This window comes from Paenibacillus silvestris (genome assembly GCF_009882985.1).
Lineage (GTDB): Bacteria > Bacillota > Bacilli > Paenibacillales > NBRC-103111 > Paenibacillus_E > Paenibacillus_E silvestris.
On sequence record NZ_WTUZ01000002.1, the window covers coordinates 71860 to 85349 of the forward strand.

The following is a 13490-nucleotide window of genomic DNA, read 5'->3' on the forward strand; positions in this document are numbered from 1 at the left end:
CATGACGGTCTATTTTTATAAACATAAAATCTTCAAACTGAAGGTGTAACATGGGAATATCCATAGACATTAAAAATAGTTTTATTCATAAACAAAAATCTTATAAAATAGTGCTCATACTAGCACTCTTAATAGAGATGAAAACCACTGATCAAAGTGAAGTTCCATTACAGCAAATAAAACAACGCTTCCTCTCACTCCTACAGGAGAGAGAATCAAACGGCCTTCCAGTCGATCAACCACCAGAAAAGGCCGGAACAAGCTGGAATAGCATGACCGTTACTAACGTACAGTCAGTAATCACAACCCCAATCGCAGCACTTTCCTCCATCTTGGAGCAAACGAGCGATTCCATAGCTTTCAAGAAAGAACTATACGAGTCGTGGTCTGACGATGTATTAAGTGAACTTTATCACTACGCCCAAACTGAACTGGAGAACTATTATAATCAGCAGAACCAGAGTACTTTATCATTAAAGGAAGCACTATCCGATATTTTATCCACCTACCTAGTTGCAAAAAGGGAAACCTTTGCGGCACATAGATTAGGTAATTTAGTACGTCAATTAATCCCCACTGAACTCAGGAAACTCCCGTTCATGCACCCAGATCTAAAAATCCAAGGATCAGTCGGCCAAGGCAACTGGGCAACGATCCCGTGGATCGCCATCATGGATAAGCGAATCACCGAGACAACACGTCAGGGTGAGTATCTGGTCTATCTTTTCGCGGAAGATATGAAATCTGTGTACCTCACGTTCATGCAAGGAGTAACTATCCCTGTCGAAGCAAAAGGGAAACAAGCAGCCTACCAATACTTCAAACAAAAAGTCCAAGAGATCCGCGACCTACTCCCACTTGAGGGAATGACCAAAGATGATGCCATTTACTTAACATCTGGCGGTCTAGGTCAAGATTATCAAGTATCTACCATCGCGTATTATCGGTACGATATTGATCTTCTGCCAGAGGATGAGCAGCTAATCTCTGATCTTAATAATGCTGTTACCAACTACAACGAGTATGTAAATAAGAGCATCAACTCCAATGAAGAACCAGAACGACTAGTAAGCTTTAACTACACGATAAGCCATCTGTATGCTGGGCAAGGTATTATCCATTACCTATATCACAACGGACCAGAATCGGTCACATTAGATGAACTAATCTCAAACCAAGGCTCAATTCTTCTCTCTGGGGATGATGTCAAGCATCCAAAAGAGCGAATCCGTCATTTAGGAAGAGCTCTACAGGACTTGGGTTTACTTAATATAAATGAGAATAACTTCTCATTAACTGATTTAGGAAAAGAATATGGCAACCATTTTAACGAGAATAAATGGAAACTTAGCAATCCACAAGTTAGGCTAATCCGAGATCAGCTAAGTCGCACTGGAAACCAAACGCCACTTGTAAGAAGCATCAATAAGGCTATAGAGATCTGCCAGCAACTAGGTACTTTCGCATTAGATCAGTTCGTACCGATCTTTATTGATGTTCTCGGCATGCAGCAAACTTGGGGCGAAGTCACCCAGAAGCAACGCTCTATTTTCATGCTCAACTGGGTAGAGATCCTAAAATTCATTTCAAAATCTGGTCAGATGTACATGTACACCGAGTGGGAGGAGACACCTCTTGTGGATTCATTAACTGTGAGTGAGCGAGTAGCCACTATCAAAAATTTCATAGCGAGCAAAGGGTTCATGTATCCAGACCATTGGATCGAAAACTTTTTCCTGTCCCTAAAAGCAAAGCCATTCGTTATACTGGCGGGTGTATCCGGCACGGGGAAAACGAAGTTAGTCAAGCTATTCGCTGAGGCAGTGGGAGCAAGGGCAAGTAATGGCCAATTCTCATTAATTCCAGTCAGACCGGATTGGAGTGATCCTTCAGACCTTTTGGGATATAAAGATTTGTCAGGTGTATTTCGCCCAGGGAAGTTAACGGAAGTGTTGGTTGAGGCCTCGAAGCCAGCCAATCAACATAAGCCTTATTTTATATGCTTAGATGAAATGAATTTGGCCAGGGTTGAACATTATTTCAGCGATTTGCTGAGTGTGCTTGAGACGCAAGAGTGGCACAACCAACGGATTGTGACAACGGCACTCATACATAGAGACTCGTTACAAAGTGAGGCAGATAAGCAACTGTACGGCAACCTCTATCTGCCAGACAATGTGTACATCATCGGAACGGTGAATATGGATGAGACGACGCATCCTTTTAGCAAAAAGGTATTGGACCGCGCCAACACCATCGAGTTCAATTATATTGAGCTTGGTCAATATCCATCTGTTGAGGAAGCAAGTAATACCGAGGTGGCTACTGTTCCTCCTAACTCAGTGTTGCGAAGCGAATATTTGCAGCTTGTCGATGTGTATCGAGACTATAAGCTACTGACGGAAGAGACAACAGAGTTGCTGGTGAAAATAAATAGCATTTTGGAGCAGATTCACTCTCATGTTGGATTCAGGATTAGGGATGCAGTGTGTTTCTATATGATCTATAATGAACGGTTTGCTTTGCTGAGTAAGGAAGCAGCTTTTGATATGCAGTTGTTACAGAAGATTCTGCCTCGCATTCAAGGAAGTAACTTGTCGGTGAAAAAGGCATTACTTCAACTCATGCAGGTTGCACAGGAGCGCAGTTTGCCTATCGCGGAGTATATGGAGGATGCCTCTAAACTGTACCTTTCATACGAAGCATTGGCAGCCTCCAAATATCCACAAAGTGCAAGGAAAATCGCCTTCATGCTACGGAGGTTAGAAGAAGATGGCTTCACTTCATACTGGCTCTCCTAATCAAAGCAGAGAATTGCTGCGGATCGAGACGAATTTGTTTAATCTCTACATTCAGGGGAAACCATTTCACCCAACTGTGGAGACTCTGAATCTTCATCGGGATGAAAGTGAGACCTGGGTGGATGCACATTTTCATGCTGCTACGCTGAAAGATGCGCTTACCATTGAGACAATTTCACTATTTTCACATGAACATGCGGATCTAAGAAATTGGAACTTAGGTGATGCGTGCGCGCCGACGTTTTACGAAACACAAGCTTACGAGCTAGTAATCGAAAAGAAAGCAGATATCTCCCTAACTTTTTATCATGATAACATTCATGTGAGACAGGCCGTTAAGCCGCTTGGGAAGATGATCTTGTCTGGGATTCTTAATTTTCAAAATGAGGTCGGCCACTCAGAACTTGAACTTCGATTGAACGGAGAGGCTGTTTTTCGTCTGCAGTTGGAGATTTTTCCATCCAAAATTGACTATAAAAACGACTACCAGATGATTCTTAATGACGTTAATGAACAGATATATAATTTATCTTTTGACTTTCTTCGCAAGACCTATAACATGACAGGATTAAAAGAGACGAATCATCAGAGTTTAACAGAGTATTTTACAATTCTTCAGCATATTTTTACGCTGCTTGTTCAGGCCGTTGAGCGAATTAAGTTGTCACCTCATTCCAAGCTTCAGAGAGAGAACCGACTTGTAGATGCCGCACGTGTAAAAAGAGCCGGAAAAGAGAACATCGCTTTTCTAGCCAAGCGTCCACATCTTATAGCGAAAGATTCGGTGAATGGGGTTATTGAGGTGGGAGGGCAGCGTTTTACGCCAACGCATTTGCTGGAGAGCAGACGCCATGTTGATTACGATACGGCTGAGAATCGTTTTGTAAGATGGGTACTTGCTCGCGTTAACCAGAAGTTGAAGGATATCAAAATCCGTCTAGCTGAAAAGGGACGTACCAAAGACCCGGAGCTTATGAACAAGCTCAATCGGATGCAAAGTCAGGTGCAGCGGTCATTGCAGCATGATTTTTTGCAAGTTGGTGAGATGCGGCAGTTTTCGATTTCGTTGGTTTTGCAAATGGCATCGGGTTACCGAGAGGTGTATCGCTATTATTTAATGCTGTTAAAAGGTTTGTCGATCCAGAATGATCTGTTCCGTCTATCGATGAAGGATTTGGCTCAGCTCTATGAGTATTGGTGCTTTTTGAAAATTCATCATCTTTTAAGCAAAAAGTATGAACTGCTCAAACAGGATATCATCCGTATCAATCGGAGTGGTTTATTCGTAACATTGGACAAGTCGCAGCAGGCGAAAATGGTGTATAAAAACCCAGTGAATGGGGAGATTTTTACACTGTTTTATAATGCCCTTCCGAAGGGTGATCGGAGCCAGACACTAGCGCAGCGGCCAGATAACGTACTGACTTTGAAGAAGAATGATGCCGCGGCGGAATATAAGTATATTTTTGATGCGAAGTACAGGATTAATCCTGCCTATGAGGGGACGCCTTATTTTCAGAAGTACCAGACGCCTGGCCCGGAAGAGGATGATATTAATACGATGCATCGCTATCGGGATGCGATTGTGTATTCAGAGGGGCAGGGTAAAGAGTACGAGCGGAGCATGTTTGGAGCCTATGTACTATTTCCCTATCATGACGAGGATCGGTTCGTGGATCACAAGTTTTATAAAAGTGTGGAGTTCATTAACATTGGGGCCTTTCCGTTCTTGCCGAATTCCACTAGTTTGATGGAAAAGTTTTTGGACGAGATCATTATGGATAGTCCGGAGAAGGCTTATGAGCGGACAACGCGGCCGCGGGGGACGAAGGAGTATTATGGGAACAAGTTGTCTGGGAAAAATGTGTTGGTTGGGGCTTTGAGTAAACAGTCTCAGTTGGACGCTGCTTTGGACCATGGTTTCTACCATACACCACTTCGTAATATAACCGATCATAAGGTGCTGACGAGATTGGAATTCGTCGCTTTGTATCAGTCGATTCGTTTGTTTGGTTCGGAGGATGCGGGTATATCTTGGTATGGAAGAGTGAAGGATTGGAAGGTTGTTCCACGCTCCACGATAACAGAGATTCCTTCTAACAGGGGCGCTACGGACGAGCTTTATGTGAAGTTTGAGGTAGAAGAATGGGTGAAAAAGAAGAAGGCAATTATTCCCGCGGGGCATGGAATTTATAGGATTTTGTATACGACGGATTATATGCTTAACAGGGCGAATGAGGTTTCGGAGCTGCGTTTGGAAACGGAAGAAGAGTTGAGCGAGTGGAGAGAAAAGCGGCGTGCGGGTAAGGTTCGCGTGACGCTGGATCGGGAGCATTTGGATTTGGGTAGTGCGGTTTTGGGGATTGAATTGAATTAGAGGAAGGAATCTACAAACATGAATAGTGAACTAGGACAACTGATGAATCAAGCTTTACTTTATCCCGTGGTATTTATCGCTGTAAGCATTGCGTTATTTTCACTAATAGGAGTTTTTATTTATTATCGAATACTTGCTAAATGGATACCAGAAAAACTTGCATCTATGATTTGGTTTATAGGCGCTGTTTTTATTTTGATTAAATGTACAGACAACTACGCTGAAATACAAAACATGACTAAAAGCTGGACTGTAGCCAACATTATCATTGGGTTTATAGGTCTGATTGTCTTGATTAGTATAAGTGTAGTCTTGATACCTAAAAAGAAGAGAAGCAAAGGAAAGAAATCCGTAAATAACTCTAGTAGCTCCAATAATACGCAACGACCACGGATGGCACAAAATAGATCAGATGATGAAATCTTGCATAGTTCATTTGATCGCTTATCTGGCGCAGAGTTCGAACGGTTGCTTGCGCTATACTTTCGTGATCAAGGCTACAAGGTTCATGAAGTAGGTGTGGGAGGTAAGGATGGTGGAGTGGATCTTGTAATTATTGACCAACGTGGAGAGAAAACAGCCGTGCAAGCAAAATGCTATGCTGAGCATAACAATGTAGGTGTACAGATCGTCCGAGAGTTAGTTGGGGCTAAGCGGAATCATGATTGCATCCTTTCCCTACTAATCACTACATCAGATCTAACGGATCCGGCTAAGAAAGAGGCGGAACAATTCAAAGTTGATTATTGGCATGGAGCGTTGGTAGAACAGAAACTAAAAGCATGGGGTAAATGGCAGCCAACCAATAAAAAGCAGAAAGCGCAACCCGTAAAACAGATAGCACGAGAGGAAATACAAAGTGCTCAAGCACAAGCTTCTTCTTCGAAAGAAACGATTTGTTCTTGTGGTGCCCCTATGGTTATGAGAAAAGGCAGAGAGGGTAAGCAGTTTTTTGGTTGTTCTACATTTCCTAAATGTAGGCATACGAAATCAGTATAAATTGGAACCCTAGGAGCTCAACGCTGCTAGGGTTCTTTTGATTGTTCTTTAACTTAATTTAATTATTCATCAACCTCAACCATATCAATAATCTCCCGAATATCCTGCAGCTCTAAAGCCTCCGCGATCCTCACAATATGACTGAAATTAATATTCTCCCGTTTCCCATTCGCTAGCTCACTTAGGGCGGCATGTCGCACGTCGGAGAGCCTAGACAACTCACGCAAGGAGATTTTGTGCGTTTTAGTAAGTTCAGATATTTTAACGATTACCTTTTTTGCCATGGTTAGATCACCTTTCGAGCAATCATGTTTTGTTATTGACTATACGCAATAACGTACCATATAATATTTTTATAACTGGTACGCAAATACGTAATAATGGAGGTGGAGGCTATGCATCAAATCCAAACCAAATACGAACAAGTCCTACAAGAAGAAACCGTCCTTATTCAAAGAATCGGCCTCTGCAAAGAGTTCATCGACATCATATTAGAGTATACCTCCCAAAAAGCCGATTCTATACACATCCTCACGGCAGAAGACATCGTCACTGCGGTGCATACCATCGGGCAGGATTTGGATACTGAGCTGCTTCATCTAAGGCTGGAGAAAGGGATACTGGAGAACAAGCTAAGAGGCCTAAGGTCACAGCAAGAATAGGCATTAGTCTTAAAATCATGCTTCCCTCAGGCACATCATGCTGCCCAGTACTCCCGGTTTTTAAAGCGGTTTTGAAGGATTTTATTAAATTTTAACAAAATAAAAGGAAAATTATTCCTTGTGACGAAGTCAGTAGACTTGGTGTTGAATTTATCAAGCGAAGATTGAGTTAGTTTCTTTTGAGACTACAGTAAAGAGGAAAGGTGTGAATCGAAGTGCCAGAGAAGAATAGTCATCTGACTACGCCGGACCCGATAGTAATGAACAAAGATGTATGCGAAAGTATTGTGTATGATTTTTTAAAAGAGAAGGGTTTTCAGTTTAAAGCGGTAGATTCAAGAAATGATGCAGATTTATGTGCTCTGAAATCCGGGTATAAGCTGCTAGTGGAGACACGCGGCAACCAGGCAAAGGCTCACAATGCGGATACGGTATTTGATTCTGCCCAATTATCTATTCATTTAGCAGAACAAGTTCAAGTTCTTTTGAAATTATTCGATCCCGAAAGATCAATTTTAGTATTGGCAAATCCGGATATTCCTCGCATACAGAAACAAGTCGCTAGCATATATAAGGCATTAGAGCATTTGAAAATTGTCTGCTTTTGGGTTCAACCAAACGGAACTATTAGAGTTCAATATCCAACAATTCTAAGTGAGTACATGAGGCTCTTAGATTTGTCATGAAGGGAGCGAAATATGCCGAAAGCGAGGGTCTACAAAGAACAAGTTGTTGCAGAAATGAGAAGATTGAAATTAGAGCAACGGATTGTTCTGCTAAGAACACGGACCAAAATCATATTCAGTAAAGATGATGTTATGCTAGGCACCGTTATCATGACTAATCCGGGGTCTTTCAAGATGGGGAGGCATCTCCAATGGGATGACTTTTCAAAGGGAAAAGGGAATCAAGATATTATTCAAGGTATAGGCACACCCGATACGACTATGCAAAATTTGATAGAGGTCATTCTTAAAGCATTTGAGCCCAATTATCCGAAGGGGTATCTCTCTGTTTTGAATATTACAGCTCTTGTTGAACCAGATGGAGAGAAGATTGTGTCATATCATGGGAAAATGTTAGAGGAGCTTCAAAGGCTTGGTAATGATACCTCGATCTTGTATGACAGTGAAGTTTATCACAAGGATATGTTTCAACAGCATTGTGAGTACTCCCCATTTATCATGATGGGGTTTTTAAATGATATTTTTCATGGTGAAGTCCTTCGTATCAGGGAATGGAGTAAACATTACGAGAGTAAATTGGTTTTTGCATTGGATAAACAAGGGAGATTAGTGCATCCTTTTTGTTGGCGGTTAAAGCCTGAATATAAAGAACAAGCTATAAAACGTTTGAAGGCAGTATTGCAAAATGGGAGCGGGTAGCCAGCTGATTTGTGAGTTACACGGCACGATTCATGTGGTCCGATGCAATAGCAGTTGTAAAATAGGAGGTGCCGTGGCACCTCCTTCTTTATTGAGAATTTAAATTATAAATAATGCAATGAAGCATGTCGTAGTATTAACCCACTAATCAACCAAAAATATTTGTTACGATTTATCTTTTTTTCCAAATATGATAAGATGATATAACTTGTCGTTCTTTATTAAGAACAAAAATACACCCAATGGAGACAACGCGATGCAACTACTCATCTTCTTTATAGCAGTACTTTTATGCATGCTATTAACACCAATTGCGAGAGTCACAGCACTGAGACTAAATATTATTGATTCCCCTAATACGAAATTGAAAACTCACAAGGCACCTGTTCCCTATTTAGGCGGAGTGGCGATTTTCGCTGCGATAGGAATTTCTATGGCGCTTTTCATGGTGGACTCAAACATCTTCTTAAACTCCCAACAGCGTGGTTTATTGTTTAGCACCTTAATAATCTTGGTCGTAGGCTTAATTGACGACATCAAAGGAATCAGACCCGTTATCAAACTCAGCTTACAATTGTTTGCGGCTTACATCGCATGGTTTCATGGGATAAGTTTCATGTTGTTTGATCAATGGTATTTGAATATGGCAATTACGTTGATTTGGATCGCAGCCATGTCAAATGCTATCAATTTGATAGATATTATGGACGGTCTCGCCGCTGGCGTTGCTGGTATATGTGCGTTGTTTGTTGCTCTATTGCTTCACCTTTCTGGAGATCTATTCAGTAGTACATTAATGTTTGTTCTAGCCGGTTCGTGCCTAGCATTTCTTATTTTTAATTTTAAGCCTGCAAGGATCTACATGGGGGATACCGGAAGTTTGCTGCTAGGTTTCTTACTTGCTTGTACGGTAGCACAATGGGCTAGTGGTCAACAATCCGGCCAGCATCTCATTGTACCTATTTTGATTCTCGGAGTTCCGCTATTTGAACTTTTTTTCGTATCGATACTTAGGATGAAAGCTGGGAAGTCCCCGCTTATGGGAAGTCAGGATCATTTCGCCTTAAGGCTTATTAGGATGGGGTTTTCGGTTAAAAGAACGGTCCTTCTAACCTATGCCTGCTCTGTCGCTTTTGGGGCTATTGCTTTTCTAGCTTTATTTTTTCATCGCTTTACTTACGTTCTTGTGGCGCTTACTTTAACGGTTGTGTTCTTCCTAGCACGCAGATTGAGCCAGGTAAAATAAATAAAGCTTAACTTGAGGAGTCGAACTGGATGGCTAAAATTATGCTCATCGTTCCATATGCCAAGTATTACTTGAACTTTTACTGGGATCTTATAGAGTCCTTAGTGCAAGATGGGCATAGTGTGACGGCGGTGGCACCAGATACGGGAGTGGAAAGTGCTTTGGCTTCTATAGGTGTGAGGTTTATTCAAACCCCGATAAAGAATACAGGGCTAAATCCGTTTTACGATATACGCAGCGTTTTCTATTTGACCCGAATTTTACGGAGCGAGCGTCCGGATATCATTTGCTGCTACTCCATCAAGCCTATACTTTATGGCTCTTTGGCCGCTCGAATTACTAGAAGCAAAAGGTTATATGTGACTGTTACAGGGTTAGGCTATTTGTTTACAGGACGAACATGGAAGCAGCGGTTGCTGTTACCTTTTGTCACAACCTTTTATCGTTTTGCTTTTCAGCATTGTGAAGGGGCTTTTTTCGAGAACCCGGATGATTTGCGGTTATTTAAACAGCTTGGCTTGATCAAACAGGACAATACGACAATTATTAATGGCTCGGGTGTTAATCTTGATAAATTTACAATGAAAGCAACTCGCCCGGCTCAGGCCGAAGTACCCTTAACTTTTATACTCATAGCAAGGATGATTAAGGACAAAGGAATTTACGAATACGTCGAGGCGGCGAGGATTTTGAAGACCAAGTATCCTGATGTACATATGTGCCTCTTAGGACCCTTTGACTCGAATCCGAGCTCGATCAACAAATCTCAAGTCACGAAATGGATGGAAGAAGGCGCCGTCAGTTATCTGGGGGAGGCCGTGGATGTACGTCCTTACTTAAGGAATTCCAATATTTTTGTTTTACCGTCATATCGCGAAGGCACACCCAAATCCACCCTAGAAGCGATGGCAATGGGACTGCCTATTATAACGACGGATGTACCTGGTTGCCGAGAGACGGTCATTCAAGGATTTAACGGGCTGATCGTCCCGGTGAAGAATGGGGGAGCGCTCGCCGCAGCGATGGAACGTTTTATCCTGAACCCACAAATGGCAGAAGTCATGGGAGCAAACAGTAGAGAGTTGGCGGCGTCTAAGTATGATGTTCGTAAGGTAATCGGGCAAGTGCGGGGTACTATACAGATTTAGTAGAAAAGGGGAAGAACATGTCCATTTACATCATCGGAGCTGGGGTTACCGGATTGTCATTCGCGTCGGCAATAGGAGGCGGGACTGTGCTGGAGAGGGCTCCAGAGTTAGGAGGGAAAGCTTCCTCGTATTCTGTTCATACATCCGTCGGCAAATTCACTTTCGATATAGGGGGACACTGGTTTCATCTTCAGAATGCGCCCAAAGTCATGCAATTACTGGAGGGCCTTCCTCTTAAGAAACATGTACGCCGAGCATTCGTATATTGGGATGAGGAGTGGTTTGATTTCCCGATCCAGCAGAGTTACAGAACACATCCCGACAGTCGTCTGGTCGATCAAATTGAGCACGAACTAGCTGCCGTTGAGAACGAAGCTGCAATTAGGAGTCATAACTACCTGAATTATTCGGACATGCTGCTCAATTCCTATGGACCAACCTTATTTGAGCATTTCTTTAGAGATTATAACGTGAAAATGTATGGCGTACCGAATCTCTCCCAGATCCAAATCGGCAAATATGAAAAGGTCAGAAATGTTCGCACGAACCAGAGCATAGAGGGTTATAATCATTACTTTTACTATCCGCAAGGTAATTTAGGGGCATCGGAGATTCCTAAGCACTTGGCCAAAAATAAGCAAATCCGATATAATTCCCACGTACAATCGATAAATTTGAATAAAAGAACCATGACCATAAATAATCAGGTCTCGTCTTGGGAAACAATTGTTTCGACTATTCCACTGCCTAAATTGATAGATACCATCGCCGATGTCGATAGTGAGATTGCTCATTTATCCCAGGAATTGCAATCGAGTAGAGGGTTAATTATCAATATGGGCGTTAAAAGAAATCCGATGCATGCCAACAAAAGCTGGATTTATATATCCGATCTGAAGTATCGTTTTTACAGAATCGGTTTCTATAGTAATGTTGAATCCGAAATGGCGCCTAGTGGCTATAGCTCCATGTATGTAGAATGCTCGCCGCTGTATTTTAAGAACCAGCATGAGGCTTTGAACTTAGTGCCGGAAGTCATAAATGACCTGATTGAGATCGGTATTATTGAGGATAAACGGGATATCATGACCTTAAAGCCAATCTATTTGGAGCATAATTACTGTTTGCCGGATATTGAGGTCACTACTCACATTCAAAACTACTTGCGGCAACATGGCATCTACAGTATTGGCAGGTACGGAAGCTGGCATTGGTCTAGTCAGCACGAGGATATGCAGCAGGCGATTAGTCTGGCTGAGGAGTTGGGCGCATATCAAATTCTGGGAATTTATTAGGGTTACAACGAATCTCGACTGAAGCTCTGTCCTAAATAAATGCTGACTGAAAAGTAATGGATCTATAATTAAAAAGAAACGACTAGTACCCAAAGGGGAACTAGTCGTTTCTTTTGGTATCAATTCATCAAACCCCTCTTGCATAGCAAGTTGTATTTATTATGATATCAATGCAGTTTCTAGTTTGGATTTAATGGTATAATGTACCAATTGGGATGGTGAGGTTAGTTATGAAAATCAAATTGATCATTAAAAAGGCGGCCAAGGACATTGAAATTCAAATTCAATAATAATCCTGTATGGTTTAATATAGTCATTGCTCTAACTGTAATCATTCAGATCATTGGATTGTATCATGTACAAAACCAATACTATCGAAGCTTAGGCCAATTTACTATGGCTATTTTTTGTATTTCTTACTCGATTAAAGAAAGAAAAACCAATCTATTTTATGCTTTGTTTTTTTGTATCATCGCTATTGTCTTTCTTTATTTATCATGGAGTACTCTACAACTTCCACAAAAATAAAGATGCAAGAAAGAGAGGTTTGAGAGATGAGCTATTCATTTTCATTAATAACAGCTTTAATGCAAGTAATTTCCTTGTTAATAGCCGTATTGCTGATCGTTGCGTTGATTAGTGGCATAAGGTACTTTAGCTGGAAGAAGAAACATGATGTTGAAATGGCAACGAAGCTTGATAAGGTTATAGAATTGCTTGGTAAGGATGCCTGTTGACCTGTATCGTGTAATAGGTCTCTACATATCAAAACCCAGCCTTCATGAGGGCTGGGCTCTTTGTCTATGCGCGGCACCGGTATCTATCACTTTTAATTGTCCTGCTACGCTTATATTTTCAAACAAGTGCATATATAGTTATATCCCTCCATATTAAACCCTCTTTTTCTATTATGTAGCAGTATCATCACTAATTTAACAATTGATTATTAAATTTGGATAAAGGCAGAGGGGAATTCCTCCTTCTGGCGAAGTCATTAGACTTAGGGGTAAAAAGTCTGAAGTACTGCTCGGTTAATACCAGATAAAGGGTTACATATGAAGGTTAGAAAAGTCGTACTGATTAGCCCAAACTATATATAATTCCAACAGACAATATTGCCCGACCTTACGGCAGAAAGGGAATCGCAATGAGAATATATTTTACCGTAAAAAGCGTCGGCAAAAGAAAGCCCTTCTTAACAAAGAAGGAATACATCCTCTCCTCCGCACCAAGTACTCTCAGAGAGTTGATTACCGAAATCGTCGCTCATCACGTACGAGAATACAAGGAGCGAGCGGAGGAAAGCCAGCTCATAGCATTTCTATCAGAAGAAGAAATTAGCACGAAAGCGACCCAAGGGAAAGTAGGTTTTGGCTCCAAGTATGATGATAGGCAGGCGAACGAAGAAGCATCCATTCAAACGGCTCTTTTAGCTTTCGAGGACGGGTTGTACCGGGTGTTCCTGCATGAAGAAGAGGTGTCGGAACTGAGTTCCAAGATTGACTTTCAGGATGGGGATGACATCACGTTTATTAAATTTACGATGCTATCTGGAAGACTATGGTGATGGAGGGGAT

The 13490-nt window shown here is 41.7% G+C and carries 12 protein-coding genes; 11 read left to right on the plus strand and 1 reads right to left on the minus strand.

Annotation, left to right across the window (positions count from 1 at the left end; genetic code table 11):
• Positions 1 to 50: 50 nt before the first annotated feature.
• The 3 genes from GQF01_RS00750 to GQF01_RS00760 are packed head-to-tail and all read left to right on the plus strand — an operon-like array spanning position 51 to position 6177.
• The gene (locus GQF01_RS00750) at positions 51 to 2801 is read left to right on the plus strand and encodes an MrcB family domain-containing protein (protein WP_161404820.1); all 2751 of its coding nucleotides are present in this window, start codon (positions 51 to 53) and stop codon (positions 2799 to 2801) included.
• On the plus strand, positions 2773 to 5178 hold the full coding sequence (locus GQF01_RS00755) for a restriction endonuclease-like protein (protein ID WP_161404822.1): 2406 nt from the start codon (positions 2773 to 2775) through the stop codon (positions 5176 to 5178). Before GQF01_RS00750 ends, GQF01_RS00755 begins: the two co-directional genes overlap by 29 nt.
• A gap of 18 nt (positions 5179 to 5196) precedes the next feature.
• Positions 5197 to 6177 carry a restriction endonuclease gene (locus tag GQF01_RS00760; RefSeq protein ID WP_235958718.1) on the plus strand — a complete coding sequence of 327 codons (981 nt, stop codon included), beginning with the start codon at positions 5197 to 5199 and terminating at the stop codon, positions 6175 to 6177.
• A 62-nt stretch (positions 6178 to 6239) separates the two neighbouring features.
• On the opposite strand, the gene GQF01_RS00765 is transcribed toward GQF01_RS00760, so the two are convergent.
• The gene (locus GQF01_RS00765) at positions 6240 to 6461 is read right to left on the minus strand and encodes a helix-turn-helix domain-containing protein (RefSeq protein ID WP_161404824.1); all 222 of its coding nucleotides are present in this window, start codon (positions 6459 to 6461) and stop codon (positions 6240 to 6242) included.
• A gap of 111 nt (positions 6462 to 6572) precedes the next feature.
• On the opposite strand from GQF01_RS00765, the gene GQF01_RS00770 reads away from it, so the two are divergent.
• The 8 genes from GQF01_RS00770 to GQF01_RS00805 all read left to right on the plus strand — a co-directional run bounded on the left by GQF01_RS00770 (position 6573) and on the right by GQF01_RS00805 (position 13480).
• Positions 6573 to 6839 (plus strand): hypothetical protein, encoded by a 267-nt coding sequence (locus GQF01_RS00770; RefSeq protein WP_161404826.1) that lies wholly within the window; start codon positions 6573 to 6575, stop codon positions 6837 to 6839.
• Between the two features lie 215 nt (positions 6840 to 7054).
• The gene (locus tag GQF01_RS00775) at positions 7055 to 7525 is read left to right on the plus strand and encodes a hypothetical protein (RefSeq protein WP_161404828.1); all 471 of its coding nucleotides are present in this window, start codon (positions 7055 to 7057) and stop codon (positions 7523 to 7525) included.
• Positions 7526 to 7579: 54 nt separating this feature from the next.
• On the plus strand, positions 7580 to 8224 hold the full coding sequence (locus GQF01_RS00780) for a hypothetical protein (RefSeq protein ID WP_235958720.1): 645 nt from the start codon (positions 7580 to 7582) through the stop codon (positions 8222 to 8224).
• A gap of 256 nt (positions 8225 to 8480) precedes the next feature.
• Entirely contained in the window at positions 8481 to 9470 is a 990-nt protein-coding gene (locus GQF01_RS00785) for a glycosyltransferase family 4 protein (protein WP_161404832.1), read from the plus strand.
• Between the two features lie 29 nt (positions 9471 to 9499).
• Positions 9500 to 10618 carry a glycosyltransferase family 4 protein gene (locus tag GQF01_RS00790; RefSeq protein WP_161404834.1) on the plus strand — a complete coding sequence of 373 codons (1119 nt, stop codon included), beginning with the start codon at positions 9500 to 9502 and terminating at the stop codon, positions 10616 to 10618.
• A 17-nt stretch (positions 10619 to 10635) separates the two neighbouring features.
• Positions 10636 to 11913: a protoporphyrinogen/coproporphyrinogen oxidase gene (locus GQF01_RS00795; protein WP_161404836.1), complete on the plus strand. Its 1278-nt coding sequence runs from the start codon at positions 10636 to 10638 to the stop codon at positions 11911 to 11913.
• Between the two features lie 554 nt (positions 11914 to 12467).
• Positions 12468 to 12650, plus strand: a complete 183-nt coding sequence (locus tag GQF01_RS00800; protein ID WP_161404838.1) for a DUF4083 family protein — start codon at positions 12468 to 12470, stop codon at positions 12648 to 12650.
• Between the two features lie 410 nt (positions 12651 to 13060).
• Complete coding sequence (locus tag GQF01_RS00805) at positions 13061 to 13480, plus strand: hypothetical protein (protein ID WP_161404840.1); 420 nt, start codon at positions 13061 to 13063, stop codon at positions 13478 to 13480.
• Positions 13481 to 13490: the final 10 nt, after the last annotated feature.

Coding starts and splice junctions, on each gene's coding strand:
- GQF01_RS00750 (WP_161404820.1), top strand. CDS start 51: ATGGGAATATCCATAGACATTAAAAATAGTTTTATTCATAAACAAAAA.
- GQF01_RS00755 (WP_161404822.1), top strand. CDS start 2,773: ATGGCTTCACTTCATACTGGCTCTCCTAATCAAAGCAGAGAATTGCTG.
- GQF01_RS00760 (WP_235958718.1), top strand. CDS start 5,197: ATGAATAGTGAACTAGGACAACTGATGAATCAAGCTTTACTTTATCCC.
- GQF01_RS00765 (WP_161404824.1), bottom strand. CDS start 6,461: ATGGCAAAAAAGGTAATCGTTAAAATATCTGAACTTACTAAAACGCAC.
- GQF01_RS00770 (WP_161404826.1), top strand. CDS start 6,573: ATGCATCAAATCCAAACCAAATACGAACAAGTCCTACAAGAAGAAACC.
- GQF01_RS00780 (WP_235958720.1), top strand. CDS start 7,580: ATGAGAAGATTGAAATTAGAGCAACGGATTGTTCTGCTAAGAACACGG.
- GQF01_RS00785 (WP_161404832.1), top strand. CDS start 8,481: ATGCAACTACTCATCTTCTTTATAGCAGTACTTTTATGCATGCTATTA.
- GQF01_RS00790 (WP_161404834.1), top strand. CDS start 9,500: ATGGCTAAAATTATGCTCATCGTTCCATATGCCAAGTATTACTTGAAC.
- GQF01_RS00795 (WP_161404836.1), top strand. CDS start 10,636: ATGTCCATTTACATCATCGGAGCTGGGGTTACCGGATTGTCATTCGCG.
- GQF01_RS00800 (WP_161404838.1), top strand. CDS start 12,468: ATGAGCTATTCATTTTCATTAATAACAGCTTTAATGCAAGTAATTTCC.
- GQF01_RS00805 (WP_161404840.1), top strand. CDS start 13,061: ATGAGAATATATTTTACCGTAAAAAGCGTCGGCAAAAGAAAGCCCTTC.